The sequence below is a fragment of the Ktedonosporobacter rubrisoli genome, assembly GCF_004208415.1.
Taxonomy (GTDB): domain Bacteria; phylum Chloroflexota; class Ktedonobacteria; order Ktedonobacterales; family Ktedonobacteraceae; genus Ktedonosporobacter; species Ktedonosporobacter rubrisoli.
Window position 1 is genome coordinate 2,726,863 of record NZ_CP035758.1, and the last position, 21,226, is coordinate 2,748,088.

General features: G+C 51.4%; 17 protein-coding genes. 6 read left to right on the plus strand and 11 right to left on the minus strand.

Annotated features, from left to right (window positions below):
* The first annotated feature begins 621 nt into the window (after positions 1-621).
* Entirely contained in the window at positions 622-2,331 is a 1,710-nt protein-coding gene (locus EPA93_RS12445) for a peptide ABC transporter substrate-binding protein (RefSeq protein ID WP_129887835.1), read from the plus strand.
* 144 nt (positions 2,332-2,475) lie between these two features.
* Here the strand turns inward: EPA93_RS12445 and EPA93_RS12450 are convergent, their stop codons facing one another.
* Together EPA93_RS12450 and EPA93_RS12455 are read right to left on the minus strand one after the other, a co-directional pair.
* Positions 2,476-3,822, minus strand: coding sequence for a pyridoxal phosphate-dependent decarboxylase family protein (locus EPA93_RS12450; RefSeq protein ID WP_129894514.1), 1,347 nt, complete (start codon positions 3,820-3,822; stop codon positions 2,476-2,478).
* 222 nt (positions 3,823-4,044) lie between these two features.
* Complete coding sequence (locus EPA93_RS12455) at positions 4,045-4,914, minus strand: CPBP family intramembrane glutamic endopeptidase (RefSeq protein ID WP_129887836.1); 870 nt, start codon at positions 4,912-4,914, stop codon at positions 4,045-4,047.
* A gap of 240 nt (positions 4,915-5,154) precedes the next feature.
* Between EPA93_RS12455 and EPA93_RS12460 the strand changes: the two genes are divergently transcribed.
* Entirely contained in the window at positions 5,155-5,850 is a 696-nt protein-coding gene (locus EPA93_RS12460; protein WP_129887837.1) for a helix-turn-helix domain-containing protein, read from the plus strand.
* A 309-nt stretch (positions 5,851-6,159) separates the two neighbouring features.
* Positions 6,160-8,178, plus strand: coding sequence for a S9 family peptidase (locus EPA93_RS12465; RefSeq protein ID WP_129887838.1), 2,019 nt, complete (start codon positions 6,160-6,162; stop codon positions 8,176-8,178).
* Between the two features lie 67 nt (positions 8,179-8,245).
* On the opposite strand, the gene EPA93_RS12470 is transcribed toward EPA93_RS12465, so the two are convergent.
* Positions 8,246-8,476, minus strand: coding sequence for a hypothetical protein (locus EPA93_RS12470; RefSeq protein ID WP_129887839.1), 231 nt, complete (start codon positions 8,474-8,476; stop codon positions 8,246-8,248).
* 204 nt (positions 8,477-8,680) lie between these two features.
* Here EPA93_RS12470 and EPA93_RS12475 point away from each other — a divergent pair, with 204 nt between their 5' ends.
* Positions 8,681-9,190, plus strand: coding sequence for a hypothetical protein (locus EPA93_RS12475; RefSeq protein WP_129887840.1), 510 nt, complete (start codon positions 8,681-8,683; stop codon positions 9,188-9,190).
* On the opposite strand, the gene EPA93_RS48315 is transcribed toward EPA93_RS12475, so the two are convergent.
* Positions 9,174-9,566: a hypothetical protein gene (locus tag EPA93_RS48315; protein WP_165423051.1), complete on the minus strand. Its 393-nt coding sequence runs from the start codon at positions 9,564-9,566 to the stop codon at positions 9,174-9,176. The genes EPA93_RS12475 and EPA93_RS48315 overlap by 17 nt on opposite strands.
* Before the next feature lie 763 nt (positions 9,567-10,329).
* On the opposite strand from EPA93_RS48315, the gene EPA93_RS12485 reads away from it, so the two are divergent.
* Positions 10,330-12,303 carry a TIR domain-containing protein gene (locus tag EPA93_RS12485; protein WP_129887841.1) on the plus strand — a complete coding sequence of 658 codons (1,974 nt, stop codon included), beginning with the start codon at positions 10,330-10,332 and terminating at the stop codon, positions 12,301-12,303.
* Positions 12,304-12,357: 54 nt separating this feature from the next.
* Positions 12,358-12,846: a toll/interleukin-1 receptor domain-containing protein gene (locus tag EPA93_RS12490; RefSeq protein WP_207229522.1), complete on the plus strand. Its 489-nt coding sequence runs from the start codon at positions 12,358-12,360 to the stop codon at positions 12,844-12,846.
* Positions 12,847-13,233: 387 nt separating this feature from the next.
* Here EPA93_RS12490 and EPA93_RS12495 read toward each other — a convergent pair whose 3' ends face one another.
* The 7 genes from EPA93_RS12495 to EPA93_RS12525 all read right to left on the minus strand — a co-directional run bounded on the left by EPA93_RS12495 (position 13,234) and on the right by EPA93_RS12525 (position 21,123).
* Positions 13,234-14,049 carry an aminoglycoside 6-adenylyltransferase gene (locus EPA93_RS12495; RefSeq protein ID WP_129887842.1) on the minus strand — a complete coding sequence of 272 codons (816 nt, stop codon included), beginning with the start codon at positions 14,047-14,049 and terminating at the stop codon, positions 13,234-13,236.
* Between the two features lie 195 nt (positions 14,050-14,244).
* Positions 14,245-14,967 (minus strand): PIG-L deacetylase family protein, encoded by a 723-nt coding sequence (locus tag EPA93_RS12500; protein WP_129887843.1) that lies wholly within the window; start codon positions 14,965-14,967, stop codon positions 14,245-14,247.
* A gap of 16 nt (positions 14,968-14,983) precedes the next feature.
* Positions 14,984-15,484: a DinB family protein gene (locus EPA93_RS12505; protein ID WP_129887844.1), complete on the minus strand. Its 501-nt coding sequence runs from the start codon at positions 15,482-15,484 to the stop codon at positions 14,984-14,986.
* The gene (locus tag EPA93_RS12510) at positions 15,481-16,674 is read right to left on the minus strand and encodes an aminotransferase class V-fold PLP-dependent enzyme (RefSeq protein WP_129887845.1); all 1,194 of its coding nucleotides are present in this window, start codon (positions 16,672-16,674) and stop codon (positions 15,481-15,483) included. Before EPA93_RS12510 ends, EPA93_RS12505 begins: the two co-directional genes overlap by 4 nt.
* 23 nt (positions 16,675-16,697) lie before the next feature.
* Positions 16,698-17,960 (minus strand): MFS transporter, encoded by a 1,263-nt coding sequence (locus EPA93_RS12515; RefSeq protein WP_129887846.1) that lies wholly within the window; start codon positions 17,958-17,960, stop codon positions 16,698-16,700.
* Positions 17,961-17,967: 7 nt separating this feature from the next.
* The gene (locus EPA93_RS12520) at positions 17,968-19,569 is read right to left on the minus strand and encodes an amino acid adenylation domain-containing protein (RefSeq protein WP_129887847.1); all 1,602 of its coding nucleotides are present in this window, start codon (positions 19,567-19,569) and stop codon (positions 17,968-17,970) included.
* A gap of 78 nt (positions 19,570-19,647) precedes the next feature.
* Positions 19,648-21,123: a citrate/2-methylcitrate synthase gene (locus tag EPA93_RS12525; protein WP_129887848.1), complete on the minus strand. Its 1,476-nt coding sequence runs from the start codon at positions 21,121-21,123 to the stop codon at positions 19,648-19,650.
* Positions 21,124-21,226: the final 103 nt, after the last annotated feature.

Consider the following 21,226-nt stretch of genomic DNA (forward strand, 5'->3'; position numbering starts at 1 on the left):
ATTCTGGGTAAAACTATTTACCCAGCAAGTTGAAATGGCCTGAGCTTCTGGCCCTCTTTTGTCAGGCTAAGAGAGTGGGAGCTCGCAATGCCCTGAGGTGGGCAGTTAAAATATTTTACCCCTTCCTTCTAACTTTGGTTAGATGCTTTCCTATAAGCTCGAACTATACACTGTTATTGGAAACGGTTACGCGCTTATCCCTGAAGAACTTTTTAATAAAAGAGCGTATTCAGCTGCCTTATCCCTTACGCTACCCGGTAGCTTATGATACGAGATAGGATAAGCATAGCCGATAAATACTCCCACCTGAATGCAGGCAGATATGCTTTTAGAAGATGTCTAGATGTTCGGGCGTTATGCATAACGCGAAATGCTTCTGCCCGTTCTTGTCTGGCTATTAGCTCTGCAGGCCACGGCCTGGGGAGATGTTTTATCCATGCTTAGACATTCACCTGCTCATCGGCAGAGCTTACGTTATCCCCCAGAAATCTGCACAGGCTATTTCGGTACAATAACCCGATGTACGCTAGCTTAGTTTTGCTTTCCACAAAGGAGCTTTTATGTACATTTCAAGGTAGCACACCTGTATTTTAGTAACAATAGTCACAGGAGGTATTTTATATGCAAAGGCATACTATTTCGCGTATGTTGCTTCTTTCTAGCCTCTTATGCTTATTTGCCTTGCTGGTTACCGCTTGCGCCAGCGGGGCCCCGCAGAGTAGCAGCAACAATTCGACGAAGGCGTTAGCCGATAAGCAGATCTTCCGTTATCCAATCGGTTCCAGCGATTTCGGCACGTTGGACCCGGCGCTGGCCTCATTGAACATAGATATTAATGCAATTGAGATGGTCTTTACTGGCCTGGTGGCGATTAAAGGGGATGGTTCGGTGGTTGATCAGATGGCTGCATCACATAGTATCTCTTCCGATGGCCTGACTTACACGTTTACACTCAAGCCCAATCTCAAGTTTAGTGATGGCACTCCCTTGACGGCTCATGATATTGTCTGGAGCATCAATCGCGCCTTATCGCCAGCCACAAAATCGCCCACGGCCTCTTATCTGGAACCCATCAAGGATTGGGAAAAGATGGTGACCGGTAAGATCAACACGCTGATTGGTGATAGTTTGATTGCCAAAGATGATAATACCGTAGTAATTGTACTTGGCCATCCCGCCGCTTATTTCCTGACGCCTTTTGCAATTGTCACGGCCTTAACGGTAAATAAAAAGCTGCTAGATAAATATGGCAACACATGGACCGATCATCTCCAGGAGGGAGCGGGCGCAGGGCCTTTTATGGTGCAAAGCTACGATCACAATAAGGGTCTGAGCCTGGTTCCTAATCCTAACTATTATGGACCTAAGCCCAAACTACAAAAGGTCGAATTGCTGCGTTCAGGCGATATAAATACCACTTATAAAACGTATCAGACGGGCCAGCTCGACTACGCTGCTGTTCCAACGGTCCAACTGGCAAGTGCCGAAAAACGCAATGATTATCATAGTTCACCTGCGCTTGCTATCGTATTTATAGCTATGAATTACCTGGCAAAGCCGTTTGATAACATCAAGATTCGGCAAGCTCTCGCTCTTGCCGTCAATAAGGACCTGATCGCACAAAACGTCTTGCATGGCTCGGTGATCCCAACGAATCATCTGATGCCTGAAGGTGTGCCAGGCTATGACAAGAATCTGACCGGACCTGCTGGCGTAGCAAGTACTAAAGGCGATCAGGAGAAAGCTAAGCAGCTTTTGCAGGAGGGCATGAAGGAGGCGGGCTATAGCAGCATCAGCCAGCTTCCGCTTTTAAAACTTGCCTATTTTGGCGATGATAGCGATTTTACCAATGTGGTTGCTGTACTGGCGCAGCAGTGGCAAAGCGTCCTTGGCATCACCGTGCAAACTAACGCCCAGAACTCAGATGTTATCGTACAGCAAATAATGAATACTACCGGTAATCCTGGTCCCCTGCAGATGTGGCAGAGCGAGATCGGCAACTATGCCGATCCTCAGGGTTGGCTCAGTTTTAATTTTGCCAAAGGTGCCGCGTTCAATACCATGAATTATGGCCAAAATAAGAGCTCGGATGCCGCGGCCCAGCAGGCGGTGCAGGATGAGTTGCAGAAAGCTGATGTTAATCTAGATCCCCAGGCGCGCATGCGACAGTACAACGAGGCAGAGCAAAAGCTGGTTAACGATGTTGGTTGGCTTCCTCTTTATCAGGCAGCAACTCAGGCTTTGATTAATCCGAAGCTACAAAATTTCACCTTACAGCCTCTTGATGTCGTCGCGCCTGATGATTGGAGCAATATATATTTTGTCAAGTAGACATTTGGAAGATTTTGCCTACGTGCTCTACCTTATGTCACGGATGAGCTGATGGCTGGCAATTGTGCCTCGCTTGCACACCGGGTTAGCTAATCCGGTGTGCGTTTCCTGTTAAACTGTGCCTTCTTGTCGTGTCGCAGCATCTCATGTCCGAGAGCGACGAAGAATAGCTTCCAGGCTGTGCTCTATATCCTCTTCTGTTGTGGCCCAGGAACTTATACTCAGGCGCATCGCTGGCTGCCCTTGCCAGAGCGTTGGCCCAACCCAGCAGATGCCATCTTGTTGAATCTCCTCGATGATGCGATTGGTTGTGGCCGCATCGGTCCCGAATGAGACCAATACTTGATTGAGCACAACCTGGTTGAGGATAAGCAAACCTGCCTCCTGGAGTCGGCTGGCCATGTATTGGGCGTAGTGGCAGGTGCGTTCAATGAGATCGGCCAGCCCTGCTCGCCCCAAACTGCGCAGAGCGGCCCAGATTTCGACGCCACGGGCGCGACGCGACCCTTCAGGGGTAAATTGTGCTGGCTCTCTCAGACCTCCTTGCAGTAGGTAGGGCGCGCTGATGGAAAGTGCGGAACGCTGGCTTGCTTCATCTCTCACAAACGCTAGCCCACTATCATAGGGCACATTCAACCACTTATGCCCATCCGTGGCCCAGGAATCGGCCTGGCTATAGCCCTCTAGCAAATGCGCATAGGCCGGCGATGCCGCTGCCCAGAGGCCAAAGGCTCCATCGACATGGACCCATGCTTTAGTTTCGCGGAGGGAGGGGATAATCTCGTGGGCAGGATCAAAGGCGCCTGTATTGACGTTGCCGGCTTGCAAGCAGACAATCGTGGGTCCTTTGATCTGGGGAAAGGCCGTGCTACGCATGCGCCCTTGATTATCAACAGGAATGCGTACGACACGCTGTCTTCCCAGTCCAAGCATCCCAAGCGCTTTGAGTAGAGATGGATGAACTTCTTCGCCAACGATGACGGTGATAGGAGGGGCTCCAAAGAGTCCGTCTGCCTCAACGTCCCAGCCTGCTTCGGCGAGGAGATGATGGCGAGCCGCTGCAAGGGCCGTGAAGCTTGCCATAGTTGCTCCTGTGACAAATGCTCCACTCGTATCAGCTGGAAGGCGCAGCACGTCCAGGAGCCAGCGGAGAGCAATCGTTTCCAATGTAGCGGCTAGCGGTGACAATACGGCTAATCCGGCATTCTGATCCCAGGCGCCGGCCATCCAGTTTGCTGATAGGGCAGCGGGAAGCGAGCCACCAACGACAAAACCAAAGTGGCGCCCTCCTGCGGAAGCGACAGTGGTGGGAGAGCCATAGCTATCTAGCAACTCCAGGACGGCCAGAGGATCGGTTGGGTGCTCCGGTAGTGGCTCATCAAAACGGCTTAGATTGGTCAAGGCCTCAGAAGTTGGTTTGACAGCACGTGTGCTCAAGCCGTCGAGGTAAGCGATTGCTCGCCTGGCTGTGTCCAGTAAAAGTTTGTCCATCATCGCTCATATCACCTTTCGCAGTGGTGGGTAGTTGAGGAACGAGATACAAGGATTTCTCTTGGTCATGATCAAGGAAGGCATGGGCATTATGATTATACCAGAGCTGACGTTACCTTGCCCTCTAGCTGACTGATCTGTTTGTACCTTCGCCATTCTATGCCGCGCCAGCTCGCCTTTGTGATAAGCTCTCTTAAGAGCGCCTCCCTCTCTCGTTTGTGCCTACTGAGATCTCACATCGCTACCTTTCCAGGAGGCGGCAGGCATTAGTACATCGGGAGTTCTGGTCTCTTTAAACTTTCCTTTGAGGATAATCCAGGCGCAGAGAGCAGCGAGCGGAATGAGCGACAACAGCTCGCATATAGCCACATCAAGCGCTCCTAATAGGACCCCTGTTAGTGTGCCAAGGATCATATTGCCTCCTGCATGTGCCAGACAAGCAGGCCAGATACTAGCGGTACGTAGACGAAGCCAGGCCAGCATAATAGCGAGCAGTACGGTGTAACAGGTATAAGAGAGGAGCCCAAGCAGAATATTAGCATAAGTGATGTATCCCAGAAATAGGAGGGGATAATGCCAGACAGCCCAGATAAGCCCTGTCACGAGAGCACTTAGGAGCTGACGACGAGGCCACAAGCGAAGCTGGAGATAGCTTCTCCAGCCAAACTCTTCACCCCAAAATACAGGTATCATAACAATCGCAAGCCCCATGAGAAGCAAGAGTGATACCCATTCGGGAAGAGAAATTCCTGGAAGAAGTGTACGAAGCTGAGAAAAATTCAGGGGAGCGAGCCGCAGAAGAGACGCTAGCCCTACCACAACAAGAATAACGAGCACTGACCAGAGCCAGGCGAGCAGATAGTATGGCCAGCTTCTTTTGAGATGCAGAGCAAATCCCGCATCACTAAATCCCTCTTTTGTGATCCAGAGCCGTGTGATCAATGCGGCAATGGCTGGAGCGAATGCCATGGGAAGCTGTACCAGTGGATTGTCCAAAGAAAGTCCAAAGAGATGAGCGCTGAACTCATAAAGCCAGACTGGCCCAAAAGCAAGCAAGATAAAGGCGAGCAGGCCTTTTGTCTTCGTTGTCATACCTTCCTATTCCTTTCATCCAGTACTCTTTGCAAAGAAGCGGTAAGCATGTGGAGGTGAGTTTGCCAGGAAATGGGAGCTGCAACCATGATGAAGTCTCGTCGATGAGTAGGCGATAACCAGGCTTTTGGTATATATTTAAGAACTATCGAGTTGTGCCAGGCGCCCTATTATTTGCAACCAGGCAGCTCAAGAAGTATCATAGGCTCATAAATACTTATACAAGAAACAGGTGAAGCGATGGGCAAAGAGAGGAATGAATTCCTCAAACACGAAAGGGAGCAACGAGGGTGGTCGCAGGCTCGGCTTGCAGAACTCATTGAGACTGATGCAGCCACTGTGAGTCGATGGGAGCGAGGCTATGCGATTCCATCTCCTTACTTCCGTGAAAAGCTGTGCCAGCTCTTCGAAAAAGATGCTCAGGATCTGGGTTTTCTGAGGAGCGAACCGGCAGAGAGCTATCAAGATGCATCCCTTCCCTTCACATTAGACCAGCAGGACAGTCGAGATGCATCCTGTCAAGAAAGCAGTGTCGCTCAGGGGCCGGAGCAAACTATCTATAGCGTGGACTGGCATTCAAGAAGGTTGGCAAGCCTGAGTTACCTGCTGGGATGGATAAGTGGCCTCTTCATGTTTCTGCTAATGCGAAAGAATCGTTTTGTCCTTTTTCATAGCCTGCAAGCTTTCCTCTTTTTCGTAGGCTCACAAATCCTCTTCCTCATCCTTCTTGTGCTGCTATATCTCCTCGATGCAGGCCATGAACGTTGGCAAGAATATGTAGGTATGGGTTTGGCCCTCTTTCTGCTCATAAGTATGCTCTTCACATTCATTGTCTGGGTAATAGGAATGGTTCAGGCGTGGCGCGGCAAGCCTTATCAGCTACCTTTTGTGGGAAACCTGAGCGAGCAAGCCATCGCGAAACGATTTCGACTTTAGCCTATCGAGCGTGGGAATGGGAAGGAATACGCCACTGGAGGCGTATGCGCTTTATCTGCTTAAAATGCAATATAATATGTATTAACTCTATGATTAAGAAATACTGTGAAACACCAGGTCAGCCAGCAGTGAGACGAGGAAGAAATTTCATCTACCACTACGACAGAAAATTTATCCCTAGATTTACCTTTAGGTAGAGGGTAATTGGGGATTTGTTCGGGTACACTTAGAGAAACCAGACATATTTCCTATTGTTTGACTCGATTTGTTGCGTCCGATTAGCAAATTTTTTACCACAGGAGAGTTACAATGTCTGAAGAAAAACGCGTGCTTACCCTTGAGGATTTCTGGCGACTCAAAACTGTAGATGATCCGCAGCCTTCACCTGATGGCTCCCAGGTTGCCTATGTTGTGGGCAGCTTTGACGAGACGAAGAATCAGGCTCATTCAGCGATCTGGCTAGCCTCCTTGGAGAATGGTCAGTGCCGCCAGTTGACAAGCGGTGAGAAACACGACACCCAGCCACGCTGGTCGCCTGATGGAGCGCAGTTGGCCTTTGTCTCGACACGCCATGAAGAGAAGCCTCAGCTCTTTCTCATCGAGGTGAGTGGCGGAGAGGCTCGCCGCCTTACCAACGTTCCTGATGGAGTAAGCGCTCCACTTTGGTCTCCTGATGGTAAGCAGCTCTGCTATACCTCAACGCCGGAGACGGATCGACAGAAGGTACCGCAGGAGAGCGCCTGGCTGGAAGCACACAGCGATGTTGATAAAAATACACCACGTCTACGTCGCCAGAGCTCTCTTGTCTCGCGTTTCGACATGCGCGGCTATATCGATAAGCGCGCCCAACTATTTTTACTCAATCTTGATGAGCCCCAGGCCGCTCCGCGCCAGCTCACCGAAGGCGATTTTGACGCGGGCCAGCCAGTCTGGTCACCAGATGGCAAGCAGATAGCATTTGTGGCGAACCGCACTGCCAATGTTGATGCAAGCCTGGCTAGCGATATCTGGACGCTTGCCGTCGAGAGCGGTGAACTAAAATGTCTTACGAATGGTGAGCTAAGCGCAATGTTTCCCTCCTGGTCGCCGGATGGGGAAAGCATCGCGTTTTTCGCTGACTATTCCATGGATACACGCAGCGGCTACGAAGACCCACACCTCTGGCTGGTTTCGCGCTCTGGAGGCGATCAGCGTGATCTCATGAGCCACCTCGATCGTTCGCTGTCAGCGATGCAGCCCGACTACCACTTCAGCGGTGGTGCCAAACCTATCTGGTCCCCGGACGGGCAAACTATCTACTTTGTGAGTGCTGAGCATGGGGCAAATGCGATCTTTGCCCTCTCGCTTGAGAGCGGCAAGTGCCAGCGCGTTTCTTCTACCGCCGCGGATATCATTGCCCTGGAGAGCGCAGGGGCGCGCCAGATGTTCGTTGGCGTGGCAGCAACCTCAGAGCAGCCCTACGATCTTTTCACCCTCCCCTGGAGCGGTGGTGAGCTTAAGCCGCTTGTCTCTACTAACCAGGAGTTACTCGCGGAAGTAAGCATTGCGCCGACTGAGCGCATTAGCTTCACGGGACCAGATGGCTGGGAGATCGAGGGCTGGCTCGTCAAACCGCTGCACGCCGAAGGTCGCTATCCTCTAATTCTGCATGTACATGGTGGGCCATATAGCGCGTGGGGACACAGCTTTTATTTTCAGGCCCAGGCTCTGGCGGGGGCTGGCTATGCCTCACTTTATGTCAATCCGCGCGGCAGCAAGGGATATAATCTTGCCTTTACTCAGGCTGCGGACTGGGGCGAGAAGGATTTTCGCGATCTGATGGCGGGCATAGATGCTGTGCTGGCCAGAGGCGAAGTTGATCCCCAAAAGCTTGGTATCACGGGCATCTCGTACGGCGGCTTTATGACTAACTGGGCTTTGGGACATACTGACCGCTTCGCCGCAGGGGTCTCGGTTAACGGCGTCTCAAACCTGGTAAGTATGTGCGGAACAAGCGATATATCAGCGCTCTGGCTGGGCACCCAATATGGGCGTTTCTGGGAGAATGAGGAGAGCTTGCAATTTTTCCGCACGCACTCGCCAATTACCTATGTGGGGAATATTTCAACCCCTCTACTCCTGCTTCAATCGGAGAACGATTATCGCTGCCCGATTGAGCAGGGCGAGCAGCTTTTTTCGGCGCTCTGCGTGCGCCAGCAAACTGTAGAGCTTATTCGCTTCCCCAATGCTAGCCACGCGATCGCTAAAACTGCCAGCCCGCATCATCGCTACTTCCAATGGAAGCTGGCCCTTGACTGGTTTGAGAAGCACATCCAGGCGCGCAGCTAGCTGAGCAAGCAAGGTAGAGGCTTATATGCCTTTACTTTATGTTAATACAACATTATTCTACTAGACATTAACGAAGAGGTGAACCTATCACCTCACCCAGCTTTGCGGCAGGCTTGAGCAACTCCTCTTGTTGCAGGAGTAAGGGCGTGAGAGCAATCTTGACAGCAGCCAGTCGAGATGTATAGCTCAGGCAGGCCGCTAAGTGTTCCACAGCCTCTTGGTGCATGCCAGGTAAGACGTGAGCATACAAGCGCAAGGTTATGGAGATATCACTGTGGCCTAAGAGTTCTTTGACCACTTTGGGATGGACCCCTCACGCCAGGAGCATCGTGGCCACAGAGTGACGCAGATCATGGAAGGTCACCTCTAGCAACCCTGCTTTGATCATCAGCTGACGAAAATGCTGGTAGAGCAGATTGTGGCCGCTCTCCTCTTCTCCTTATCAATTCATCAAGTAGGCTGCTGGCTTGTGAGTAGTGGCTCGTTAAGCTATAATTGTTGCATGTCTTCTTATCTCATAACTGGCGACTCAGGTTCAGGAAAGACCAGTGTTATCTGGGAACTGGAGAAAAGAGGTTATACTGCATACAACACTGACGACTTACCTGTAACGCGCCTTGAGAATGAATTAGGCCAGCCCGTAGACTGGCCACCTCCCCCTGTGGATTGGTCAAAGTACGGGTGGAACTGGCAAGAGAAGGATCTTAGGGAGATATTGGATAGTGACGAGACGGTGTTTGTCGGGGCACTTGCTTCTAACCAGGATCGGTTCTTTAGCTGGTTTACCAAGATATTTGTATTGCTGGTCGATACTGAGACGCTGCGTCATCGTATCCTCAGCCGGACAGACCATGACTTTGGCAAAGACCCTCAGGAATTACAAAATATCCTTGAGCGACATGCGCAACTACAAGAGGAGCTTTTAGCGGCGCCAGGAGCTATGGCTATTGATGCTCAAAGGTCGCTCGATAGCGTCGTAAGGGATATCATTAGCGCTATTGAGTTAGGCTGATGAGGGGAAGCTTAACAAGGCCAACAGGAACCTTAAAGGCGGCAGGAGCTGTATCACCGGCAATGGCAAACGCACTCTTACGCAAGTGGCTTTCAAGTATCTCAAGCGGTGAATCAATATTCTGACTCCACAAATTAATTGGCTCAAAATCGTGCCTATCGTTTCGTACCGCTTCTGCAAATGTTAAAAATCGATCATTAGGTACATCAAAGACAACTTTACCTTTTTGTATATTCCTTACCCCATCCTTCACGAGGTGCGTGCCGTCAGTCAACTCGTTCCAATAGCTATAGTCAACATATCGTAGATCACCAATCTCGTTATGTGGTAGCTGGGCTTCGTACCAACTAAGATTGGTGGAGACTCCTTCGAACATTTCACGTTTCTGACGGTAGCCACAGCACTTGCCAAGTACCCATGCGCGTAGCAAGATGCACGTCGGCGTGCGCAGCAGTTCGGCATTGTAGGTGTGTCGAAGACGCCGCCCATCATTGGGAACATGACTGTGACATCGTTGTTTGGCCTTGTGTGATACCCATCCAGTGAGGTGACGTTGAAAACAATGATTTTCCGCGTGAGAGTGCTCCTTTTTCGCTGATCATCTGGCTTCCGCTAGTGTTGAAGCTTGGTGTGCAAGTGAGTTGTCCTGTTGGCGAGGTTATGGGTCAGACGACAGGATTTCTTGTGGCCATGCCACTATTTTAGCATGGCCTCCAACTTGAATCCCTACCAGACTCTAGGCCGATAAAGGGTGAAGCTGCTTTGTGCAAATGAGCATCGGAAGCAAGCGGAACCCTTCCAAAGAGCACGTGGTTTCCATGCTCATGTTCGAACCTTGTGCTCAAAACATCAACTCCCAAGGTTCGTGCACCACTCCTGAGGCAGGATGGCAGCAAAAGCGGTTGCAACAGGAAGAAAGGTTCTAAACGTTGACGTGTCGTATCGTTTCCAACGTTTTCTTCATTAGAAGGAAATGAACCTCTCAGCCATTCTCCACCTTTTCGACTCTCCTGAAACTGGTCAAGCTCACAATTTTGCTTCTGCTTGTTTTAAATGACGCAGTTTCCGACGTCTCTTTACTAAGAGAGACGATTTTGCTCTCTGTAGTGGTATGAAACTGAGGAGCAACGTACGTATCCATGAAGATCACAGGATCTCTACCAGCTTTTGAGCAGGAGCACCAAGGGAAAAAACACTTTTTCATCAGCCACGCACCAGCTGATGTGCGCTGGGCAGAGTGGATTGGCTGGCATTTAGAGCAGTATGGGTATCGTGTCATTCTTCCAGAATGGGATTTTCGCCCCGGGTCAAATAGCGTACTCGAACTCCATAAAGCCGTTATCGAGACTGAGAGAACTCTTGCTCTTCTCTCCCCACACTATGTCAACATTCTTTGTACCTTGCCCGACTGGACGGTAACCTTTCAACGAGACAGCTCTGGTGAACAGCACCTCCTTTTGCCTATTCGCATCCAACCCTGTGAAACAGAAGGCATATTCCTCACTCTCTCTCCTATTGAACTTGCGGGGAAAAATGAGCAAGAAGCTCTGCAAATACTGCTGAAGGAGGTTGCACAAACGCGCGCCAAACCTGACCAACCTCCGAGGTTTCCAGGACTCAAACCTTTCGTTGTGGGCACCGATCTAGAAAGGAATCCCACCTTTGTTGGTCGAGAGCATGCCCTGAAGCAGATATATACTTCTCTCCATAAGGGATATACGGTTGCAATTACTAATTCTCTCTCAAAGAGTAATGGTAGTGTAGGGAAAACCGAAGTCGCCAAAGAATATGCCTATCGGTATCAAAGCAATTATCGTGTCCTCCTCTGGTTGCAGGATAATCCCTTGGACGTTTCGCACACACCGTTGCTTCAAAGTATAGAAAGCATCGTTGCTGTGCTTGCAGCTGCTCAGCCAGAAATGCCGAAGCAGGCTACTCCTCTTATGACACTTCGGAGCTGGTTAACAGAGCAGGAAGACTGGCTTCTGATTCTTGATGGCGTCAAAGATGTCCAGATTGTTGAACAGCTCTTGCCTTCACTGTCTAAAGGACATACCCTGATCACTACACGCAATAGAGTTCTTGCCTCTCTTGCCCAGCTTCTTGAGATAGATGAGCTAGCTTCGGAAGATAAAGCTCTTTCGCAGAAGCTTGCTGATCTCATCGATGCAGCTCTTCATAGCCCAAACGGTGAGCACATCCATCTTGGGCTAGGCGAAATCACCATAGGAAGTGCTCCTGATAATACCATCGTACGAACTGATCCATCCGTATCAGCATACCATGCCATGATTACCTTAAAGGATGGTGCCTATTTTCTCACTGATCGGAAAAGCACATCCGGGACATTTATGAACGGACAACGACTTCAACCCGGTGTTCCCTATCGCCTCACAAAAAAGGATAGTATTCATATAGGAAAGGTCGTGTTCGCATATGCATCAGATGCAGTGGAGCTTACTCCGCTTGCGACTGAAGCTGCTTTAGCGGATGGGGCAGTAGCATCGGGTCTTTCACTGCCTCGCCTACCTTCTGCTCAAAAGATTTTACGACATATAAGGGAAAAGAAGGCTCCAGATACCTGGCTTATCTATCAAAGCGAGCGGATGTCTCTCTCAGCTTTTCGCAGCTTAATTACTCATATTGATATCGCTGGCGCGCAAGCATTCATTGTATTTCTCTTTCTTTTTATTAGCGGCAATGCCCTCATCTTTGTTCTCGCCCCTGGAGATGGAAATGCAAGCTTATTGCTCTTTCCTCTTGTGCTGGATAGCCTTGCAATCGGTTTCTTCGCAGTCAGGATGGTGAAAATCATTCACCAAACTCCAGAGATACCTCCACAACGTCCTTATCCCGATGCACTCCTGGTTCTTACGTCTGACGGTTTTATCGAGTATCTGGACAACGATCAGCCCATCTACGAACTTTCTTTCGCCGATCTCGTAGGGATGCAAATGCATACTGAAGAAGATCTCACCACTTGGCTTGAGCTCTTCTACCGTGATCAAAGAAGAGGGCAATGGAGTCAACGTACCCATTTTGGAGCTCCTATCCCCCTTACGCAAGAGATCATCAAGGCATTTACTTCCTATCTGCAGCGGCACGCGCCATAAGCAGATTTTGGGAGGCTCTTGCTCAGCTGAGTTTATCTAGGACGATGAGTAATTATGCTTTTTATCTCGCCATTCGAAAGGAGAACTGAAGAGATGTCCGAGAAGACCAAAGACTTTTTTATTAGCTATACGCAAGTGGATCGAGCATGGGCAGAGTGGATTACTTGGCAGCTTGAAGCAGCTGGGTACAGCACAATCTTACAAGCATGGGATTTTCGACCTGGCTCAAACTTTGTTCTGGAGATGGACAAGGCGACAAAAATAGCCCACCGTACGCTTGTTCTCCTTTCCCCAGACTATATCAACGCACTCTATACGCAGCCAGAATGGGCAGAAGCATTTCGACAAGATCCAAAGGGTGAGCAGGGGACATTGTTGCCAGTTCGAATACGCCCTTGTCCTCTGGAAGGGCTCCTAGCTGCCATTGGTTACATCGATCTTGTGAACTTACCTGAAGCGGATACCAAGGAAAAGCTGCTGAAGGGCCTTCGCCGAGAGCGTGCCATCCCGAAAACACCTCCTCCTTTCCCTGGTCATAGCTAGCCAGTACCCTTGCTCCATGTATGAAATTCCTTCTCTGATCGCGTGAGGAGAGGAGCAGATCAAGCTGAGATGCAGGCCATCTGTGATGAGCCTTGGTGGTCCCATGTGAGGACTGTCCCAGAGAATCGACCTCTTCGTAGACTGATTACGCTCTGAGAATGCATTGGCTCCTACGGGCCACGGACAGGGAACCATAATGCTGGCTCCATACACCACTTGCAGGCCTCCATCAGCTTCTCGACATTGCTCATGCGGAGTCAGCTTCTAAGTGGCGGGGCACCGCAGCGTGCCATCGGGCTGCGGCAGGTATTCTGAAAGGGCTCAAGGATGCATTAATGGGTCACTGGTAGACGAGGCTGTTTTCGAGCCACACGTTCCTCCTTCGGATCACTCCGCTACCGTTTCTTGCGCAAAGCGAATCCAGGCAAGCAAGGGGTGACGTTGTTCGTGGTAGTCACTTGACCATTGCTTTGCCAGGTCATCAAACACTGTGCTGCTTTGTTTGACACTTTCAAGAATTCCTCTTGCTGTAAAGGGGAAGTGCGTTGTGCCCAGGTGTGCAATGAAATCATTTCCCCATCCGCCCTCACGATGGTGGCTGGTTCCAAGCGCCCGATCACGCAAGACCATCTCCAGGACGCAGGTATCTTGAATCAGTGCCAATGCGAGATGGGTCGCAATTAACAGATCATTGCGCATGACCTTGCAGGTGGTCAGCATCCCCTTAAACCAGAAGTCGTTGACCAGATGATCAAACTGTTCTGCTGTCATCACCGAGGCAGGTGGAAGCTGCACTATGTCCTTGACAAGGGCTTTATTGACGAGCTGTGAACGCGAAAAGAGCAGTTGAATCGCTTCGCTTTGGATCACTTGCGTTTGGACGTCCGATTCCTCTAGAAAGACACAATCGATGCGTCGGAAATCGGTAAAACAGACTCGCGTTGTTTTCGTCAGTTCGTTTGAGGACTGGCTAAAAGTGTACACATCCCCAAGAGGGGCTAACCAGGCAGTGGTCGGGAAAAACGTCTCCAATGCTCCATCTGCAACGACAATGATTATATCAACATCACTCCACGTGTCTACCTGGAGAGAGAGATTGGCACAGGAGCCTTTCAACAGCAAGGCTCTAACCGCATCATTCGCTTCTAACAAGGCGCGTATCTCTCGAATGGTTCTCTCTTGCCAGAGACCTTTTTGGATCATCGTGATCTGCCCCTCTATTTTCTCTTCAATATACCTCTTTCAGATCAAGTATGCCAACCTTGAAAAAAAGACGATTGAAGAAACGCGAGACAAACTGAAGGAAGGAGAGGTGTTTTCTTATCCACTGAGCTCACACTTTCGTGCTCCCCCTCCTTCTCCTCTTGCTGTTCGTCTCTTTCTTATTTCGTTCTCCATTCACCGATTCTCTAGCAAGAAAAAAGCTTCGGCGTAACTTATCTGGTGCTGCACTCCAAGCTGACGATGTTCTCGGCGCAGGCGCTCGGTAAGTTGCTCAAAGCCTGAGCCTACCTGGCTGGTGTGAGCGTGGAGGGCCTGAAGCTTGATCTCAAAAGTTTCTGAGATATCTTCTATATAGTTGCAGATTGGAGGACGCAGGATGTAAATCTGATGTACCTTGTGCGGTAAAAGGCCCTCGGTCAGCAATTCTGGAAAATCCCAGGGGTTCTGCGCTGCCGGATATAATGCAGCCATTGCTGCTTGCCCGGCAGCCAGGTGATCGGCATGATAGCGGCGTCGCGCATCCCAGCAATACTCAGGGGACTGACAGATTACGCGTGCCGGTTGGATGCGGCGGATCTGGCGTACCAGATCGCGTCGCAGAGCTGGTGTAGGCTCTAACAACCCATCGGGATAATCTAAAAAGATTACCTCGGAGACACCCAGTATCCGGCAAGCGGCTCGCTGTTCAGCCTTGCGGCAAGCCGAGAGACGTTGGCGCTCCTGCAGCCCTACCTGGCTGGTATCGTCTGGTCCTCCACTGGAACCATCTGTGCAGATGACATAGGTTACCTGCCAACCGGCCTGGGTCCACTTAGCTATCGTCCCGGCGCAACCGTACTCTGCGTCATCGGGATGGGCCATAACGACGAGTGCCCGCTTGTTATGCTCTTGTGACATGAAAATCTCCTTTATGTCAACGTGCGGGCTCTAAGGCTCCATTGGGTACCTGCGGGAGCAGCTTAGTAGGAGGGGCATACCCTAAGATCTGGCGGCTCAATTGGATATGGCCTAGATGCACCGAACAATGTTGTAAGGTATGCAAAAAACCATCGCGGATCGTGAGAGGTTCCTCCCCTGTGGCTAGCTCGTTCAGGCGCTCAGCAGGGAAGGCAGCTAAAACTGTGTGCATCTCTGCTAACCAACGCTGATAATCGGCTACGATCTCAGTACGCGTGCCTCTGGCACTAAACTCTGCCTGACGATTACGTGGTTGTGGCTTACCCGTTGCCATCCCGAGCACCCAGTAGTCGGCGGAACGAATCAGATGTGTTGCAAGCACAAAGAGGGTATTGCACTCCGGCAAGTCCAGCTCTCGGTTCAAATCAGCATCGGCGATATCGTGCAGCTGGGCGATGACATCAAGCATTAAACGGTCAAAGAAAAAAGCAAAGCTCTGAACTTCAAGAGACATCATGGCATAACCTCGTTTCGTCTAGACTTGATGATGCTCGTCAGCGCCGCGGCCAGAGCATCTATTTCATCCTCTGTATTAAAAAATCCTATTGATATACGTAACGCTTGCCAGTCCTTGATTGTGCGCAAGTGGATATTGTAGGTGCTGCGCAAGGTGGTCGCTACCATTTCGGGATCGAGGCCGAGCAGGCGGAAGGTCAGCAGGCCACTGCACCCCGGTTGAGGGGTCAGGAAGCGAAGATTGGGAAACTGCTGCAAGGTGTGCCAGGCATAGGTATGCAGTGCAGCAATGCGCCGATAGATCCAGGCGTAGCCAACCTCTTCTTCTAACCAGCGTAGACTGGCCACTTGACCGGCCAGGGCAGCTGTCTGCCGGCCACCCCATTCCAATCTGCGCGCCTCGCTTGTATACTGCCACACCTCCTTATCTTCTTTCAGCGAGAAGAAGCGCACGTAGGTAGCTGAGAGTGGCTGAGTTTGTTGGGAATGCCGCACATAAAGAGCGCCAGTCCCCTCGGGCCCGCAAAGCCATTTTTGCATCGGGATAGCGTAGAAATCGATCCCTAATGTTTGGAGATCAAGAGGAAGCACTCCTGCCGACTGAGCTCCATCAACCAGCACTGGGATTTGTATGCGCTGTGCAAGAGACGTCAGCTCTGGTATGTCTAACACTGCCCCTGTCTTAAATGAGATGTGCGAGACGACAATGAGCTTCGTGCGGCTACTAATAAGCGGCTTGATCGCTGCTGCCAATGGGCGGTCACCTTTGAGGCCCAGATCGGCAACTCGAATAGCGATGCTCCGACGCTTGCGCAACTGATAGAGCGGGGCCAGAGCACTGTTGTGCTCATGATTAGTGGTGATAACCTCATCTCCCTCCTGCCAATCAAAGCCATAGCAGACAATATTGAGCCCTTCGCTAGTGCTGTGCGTGAGAGCGATCTCGGTAGCATCAGAGTGCAGCAAGCGGGCAATACGTGTGCGTGCCTCTTGATAGATGGCCTCACGCTCTAGAAAGGTTGGCGGGAGGCGTCCCTCGCTCATCTCGATCCGTGCTCGCTCAGCAATTGCCTGCGCACTGACGCTGGGCAAGGGTCCAAAGGTGCCCGTATTGAGATAGACGCGCTGCGCCGTCACTGGCAATGCCTCGCGTACCTCTTGAAGAAGTGAAGTATATTGCAATAGGTCCATAAAACAGATCGATCCTTTTCGTATCAAGATGAACAATGAACATCTGCTTCAGCCAGTATTTTTTTGCGCTCAAAGAGCTTTTTCTGCTGCAGCTGACCCAGTACTAGATAGGCCACTGCGCTCAGGAGCCCCAGGAACAAACAGCCCTGCCATAGCCTGCTGGCACCAGCATATTGTAGTACCAGCCCACCTAGCCAGGGAGCCAGTAAGAGCGCCAGACTGTTAAAGGTGCCAAAGAAGCCTTGATAGACGCCCCGCAGATGGATCGGCGAGATGCTAGCGATGAGCGCTGTAGAGAGGGGATAATAGACGATCTCACCGCTGGTCCAAATGAAGACCCCGAGCAAATAGCTCATGACGGAGTGCGTCCAGGCATAGAGTCCCAGGCCAACCCCTAGCAACAGCGCAGCCAGTGCCAGCATATTCGTGCGTGAGAAGCGAGTTACAAGCCCGGTAAGCAGGAGACCAAGGCAGACGACCTGTACAGCATTGGCTGCCGAGAAAGCGCCATAATACACCTCATTAAAACCATGAGCGCGCAGATCGAGTGGCATAGCCACCTGCCACATAGTATAGATACCGTTGAAGACCAGCGCCAGCAGAGAATAGCACCACAACAAGGGATCGCTAAGCGCTGTGTGAAGATAGCTACGCTGATGTGTGCCATGAGCTGGCTCGCTTGCACCCTTGTGGGGCAGGGTTTCAGGAACACCCTGCCAGATCACGGCCCCAAACAGTAGCGTGGTCAAGCCATCACCGAGAAAGAGCCAGAAGTAAGAAACTGTGGCAAGCAGTCCTGCCACCATAGGTCCGATTGACGCCCCAATATTGTTTGCCCAGTAACGCAGACTATAAGCCCGGGTGCGTTGCTCAGGCGGCGCCATGTCGGCAATAGTAGCTGCTAACGGCGGACGAGCCAGCTGGCTAAAGAACTGCATAAGCAGTGCTACTGCAATCAGCCAGGGAATAGCTGAGATGACCCCGAGCAGTAACATCAGGCTCCCGCTGGCCACCAAACTCAACAGCAGAGTGGTGCGGCGACCTATATGGTCCGCCAGTACTCCGCCCAGGAAACTGGCCCCTAATGAGCCTATCCCCATCATCGAGATAATCATGGTTGCTTGCGGGATCGAGAGGCCGCGCTGAGCTGTTAGGTAGAGCACAAAAAACGGCATCACAAGGTTTCCTGCCCGATTTACAAAAGAACCTGCCGTGAGTAGCCAGAAAGGGCGTGGGAAAGGCTCGATATATTTCTGCTGGAGAGCAGAAAGAAAAGACGTCATCATCTCCCTCTCATTCTAATAGCTTGTGCAGAGCCGCTCGATCAATTTTCCCATTGGCATTGTAGGGCATGCATTCCAGTACATAGATGGCCTGAGGATGCATATAGTTGGGGAGAAAGCGCTTGATGCGCTGTAGCAGCTCACTAGCCTGCATGTTGCAGCCCGAGACAAAGGCTACGATGCCCCGTGGCTGGCCCTCCTCCAACGGCCAACCGATGGCGGCAGCTTCGACCACCTGCCCCTCTTGACGTAGCAGCGCCTCGATCTCGCCCAATTCGATGCGATATCCTTGAATCTTGACCTGGTGATCGATGCGACCAAGGTAGACATAGTTGTCTCCTTGTAGCCTCACCAGATCACCTGTACGGTAATAGATGCAATCTTCTCCAGGCGGGACGAAGAGGACTGTGGCGTTCTTCTCTGGATTCTGCCAGTAACCAGGGAAGACCTGTGGGCCGGCTACGCACAGTTCTCCGCACTCCCCGGGGGCCACCGGGCATCGTGCTTCATCAACGACCACTGCCTTTAGATGAGGATAGAGCTGTCCTAAAGGCACAAAACCGTTGGCGCATTCGTCAGGTGAGCGTTGCGCATCCCAACGATAGCTAGCACAGGCAATGGTCAATTCTGTGGGGCCATAGAGATTCTCAATAATGGAATTGGGAGCAGCTTCTTGCCAGGCGACGGCTGCGCTCTGCGGCAATGCTTCGCCACAAAACAAGCTCCAGCGTAGTGAGGGCAGCGAACTCGGCTCAAGAAACTGCTTCTTGAGCAGATGTGAGATCACCGAAGGCACCGAGAACCAGACAGTGATGCGCTGCTCTTTGACAAAAGCAAAGGGAGCGAGAAGTTGGATTGGTTGCGGCACGCAGAGACAGGCACCGCTCCCCCAGGCCATAAACAGATCGAAGAAGGAGAGATCAAAGGTCTGATCGAAGGTCTGGGTAAAACGGTCAGCAGGCGTGAATTGATATTTATGCAGGTTCCAGCGCAAAAAGGCGACAACATTCTGATGCGTTACCGGAACGCCTTTGGGTACGCCTGTACTCCCTGAGGTGAAGAGCAGGTAGGCAGGCTTCAACGCCGAAACCTCGGGCAGCTCATGTAGAGGAGCAAGCCTGGCGAGCGCACGACAGTCAAGTAGATGTGCGCCGGGACAGCGTGCTTCCTCAGCATCATGTTCTGGAAGGAGCAAGACAGGGTGCGATTTCAGTTGGGGCCAGATGCACTGCAACTGCGGCAGCGAGGTGGCATCGACAATGATCGCATCCAGCTCTGCCTGCTCAATCATGCGTTGCGTGCGCTGTGAAGGAAAGGTTTTATTCAAGGGAACGCAGGTAGCGCCAGCTAGCAGACTGGCGAGCGTTCCAGCATAGGCAACATAGCTGCGATAGGCAAAAACCCCTACCCGCTCCAATCGTCCCTGGCAGGCCGTCAGCAGGCCCTGGGCGTAACGTCTGGCATCCTCTGCTAACCGCGCATAGCTCCATTCCTGATTGCCAATAGAGAGTACCGGGGCCGAGGGAAAGTTGGCAGCACTTTCTAGAAAGAAGCTATGCAGGCGCTGCTGCGTCACAGCCTGTTCCCCTTGCTGGGGAGATAGAAGAATCATAAAAGAAATCTCCTCTTCTGAGCATAAACATGGGGGTGCCGGGATCTGATCCCGACAGCCTCCACCAGGTCAACACAATCATCTGCAAGCCAGCACGGGTGTCTCCGCTGCATATGACTTTGTGAGACGAGAACTGCGCTCTCTCAGTGGTATATAGGCTCTATCCCGCTGGCCAACATAGTGCAAGAGTGGACGAATCAGAATATTGTTCTCAACCTGTTCTTCGATTTGAGCCAGCCAACCAGCCATACGACCAAGAATAAAGAGCGAGATTGCGATATCCTGCGGAATGCCTAGCAAGTGATAGATGACGCTGGCATAGAAGTCGACATTGATATGAATGCCGTGTCGTGCATAAGGTTGCATGGCATCAATAAGGGCATCGGTAATGGCAAGCCAGCGCGGCTCGTGGCATGCCCGGCTTAAATCTTGCAGCAGACGGCGCATCTGCGTCGCGCGTGGATCTTCCGTACGATAGACGCGATGCCCAAAGCCCATGATAGGCAGGTGCTGCTCGCGCCGCCGTTGCACATATGTTGCGACATACTCAGGCTCTCCTATCTCTTGTAACATAGGCATGACCTGCTCCACTGCACCTCCATGGAGAGCTCCAGCAAAAGCCGCCATGGCCGCGGTGATTGCAGCCTGGAGGTCAGCTTGTGTACTCATCACGATGCGTGCCACGAAAGCCGAGGCATTAGCGCTATGATCGGCATGTAGGATCAGATCAGCATTCAAGATGTGTTCCATTAGAGGTGTTGGCTCGCGTCCTGTGAGCAGGTAGAGGAAATTAGCTGCATACGAGAGATATGGTCGCGGGGCGAGCAGTGTTTGTCCCCGACGCAGACGTTCATGGGTGGTAATGATCTGCATCACCTGTCCCATCAGTCGTATGCCTCGCCGTCGCAGCGCCTCAGGGCTGGTATTGCTGGCTTCCGGATCGTGGGCCGCGAGCAGTGATACAGCCGTACGCAAGGCATCTACGGGATGTGCATCTACCATCTCATGCAGCAAGGTCATCACAGTGTGGGGCAGTTCTTGTGCAGTACACAGGCGAGCTTCGAAGGCCGCCAATTGCTCTGGATCAGGAAGATCTTGGTATAACAGCAAGTGTGCGACTTCGGCAAAACTGGCCTGGGCTACAAGATCTTCGATGGCATACCCACGATAACTGAGTCGGCCCCGTATACCATCGACCTCAGTGATGGTTGAGGTATCAAAAGCTACCCCAGCGAGCCCGCGATAGATTGGACCTCCTGATGCTATCTCAGCGCGCTCCTCCCGTACATTTGTTGCCTGTGCTTCCGTCTCTGCTGCTCTCTGCGTCTCATCCAAGGTGGCAAAGCGTTGAGCATATTCCTTGATTGCCTTTACAGAGGTCAGTTGCAGAAAGAGCGTGCTATTGATATGCTGACCAAACATCTCTTCTAGTTTGAGAATCAGCGTGACATGATTGAGAGAACTCCACTCTGAGATAGATTGGTATGTTAGATCATCAGTCACATACTCCGGCGGTATATGCAGAGTGTCAGCGATACAGCTTACGATATCCATTATGCAAGTTTCTCCTTGTTAACTACACTACTGCTCATCTCAGATTATGTCATTCGTGCAGAGAAGACTATTGCTCACTTGCGAGGTGAACGCGTGCATAGTC

Bases quoted from the DNA above. Each gene is read 5' to 3' on its own strand.
- EPA93_RS12445 (WP_129887835.1), top strand. From the start codon at position 622: ATGCAAAGGCATACTATTTCGCGTATGTTGCTTCTTTCTAGCCTCTTA.
- EPA93_RS12450 (WP_129894514.1), bottom strand. From the start codon at position 3,822: ATGGACAAACTTTTACTGGACACAGCCAGGCGAGCAATCGCTTACCTC.
- EPA93_RS12455 (WP_129887836.1), bottom strand. From the start codon at position 4,914: ATGACAACGAAGACAAAAGGCCTGCTCGCCTTTATCTTGCTTGCTTTT.
- EPA93_RS12460 (WP_129887837.1), top strand. From the start codon at position 5,155: ATGGGCAAAGAGAGGAATGAATTCCTCAAACACGAAAGGGAGCAACGA.
- EPA93_RS12465 (WP_129887838.1), top strand. From the start codon at position 6,160: ATGTCTGAAGAAAAACGCGTGCTTACCCTTGAGGATTTCTGGCGACTC.
- EPA93_RS12475 (WP_129887840.1), top strand. From the start codon at position 8,681: ATGTCTTCTTATCTCATAACTGGCGACTCAGGTTCAGGAAAGACCAGT.
- EPA93_RS48315 (WP_165423051.1), bottom strand. From the start codon at position 9,566: ATGTTCGAAGGAGTCTCCACCAATCTTAGTTGGTACGAAGCCCAGCTA.
- EPA93_RS12485 (WP_129887841.1), top strand. From the start codon at position 10,330: ATGAAGATCACAGGATCTCTACCAGCTTTTGAGCAGGAGCACCAAGGG.
- EPA93_RS12490 (WP_207229522.1), top strand. From the start codon at position 12,358: ATGCTTTTTATCTCGCCATTCGAAAGGAGAACTGAAGAGATGTCCGAG.
- EPA93_RS12495 (WP_129887842.1), bottom strand. From the start codon at position 14,049: ATGATCCAAAAAGGTCTCTGGCAAGAGAGAACCATTCGAGAGATACGC.
- EPA93_RS12500 (WP_129887843.1), bottom strand. From the start codon at position 14,967: ATGTCACAAGAGCATAACAAGCGGGCACTCGTCGTTATGGCCCATCCC.
- EPA93_RS12505 (WP_129887844.1), bottom strand. From the start codon at position 15,484: ATGATGTCTCTTGAAGTTCAGAGCTTTGCTTTTTTCTTTGACCGTTTA.
- EPA93_RS12510 (WP_129887845.1), bottom strand. From the start codon at position 16,674: ATGGACCTATTGCAATATACTTCACTTCTTCAAGAGGTACGCGAGGCA.
- EPA93_RS12515 (WP_129887846.1), bottom strand. From the start codon at position 17,960: ATGATGACGTCTTTTCTTTCTGCTCTCCAGCAGAAATATATCGAGCCT.
- EPA93_RS12520 (WP_129887847.1), bottom strand. From the start codon at position 19,569: ATGATTCTTCTATCTCCCCAGCAAGGGGAACAGGCTGTGACGCAGCAG.
- EPA93_RS12525 (WP_129887848.1), bottom strand. From the start codon at position 21,123: ATGGATATCGTAAGCTGTATCGCTGACACTCTGCATATACCGCCGGAG.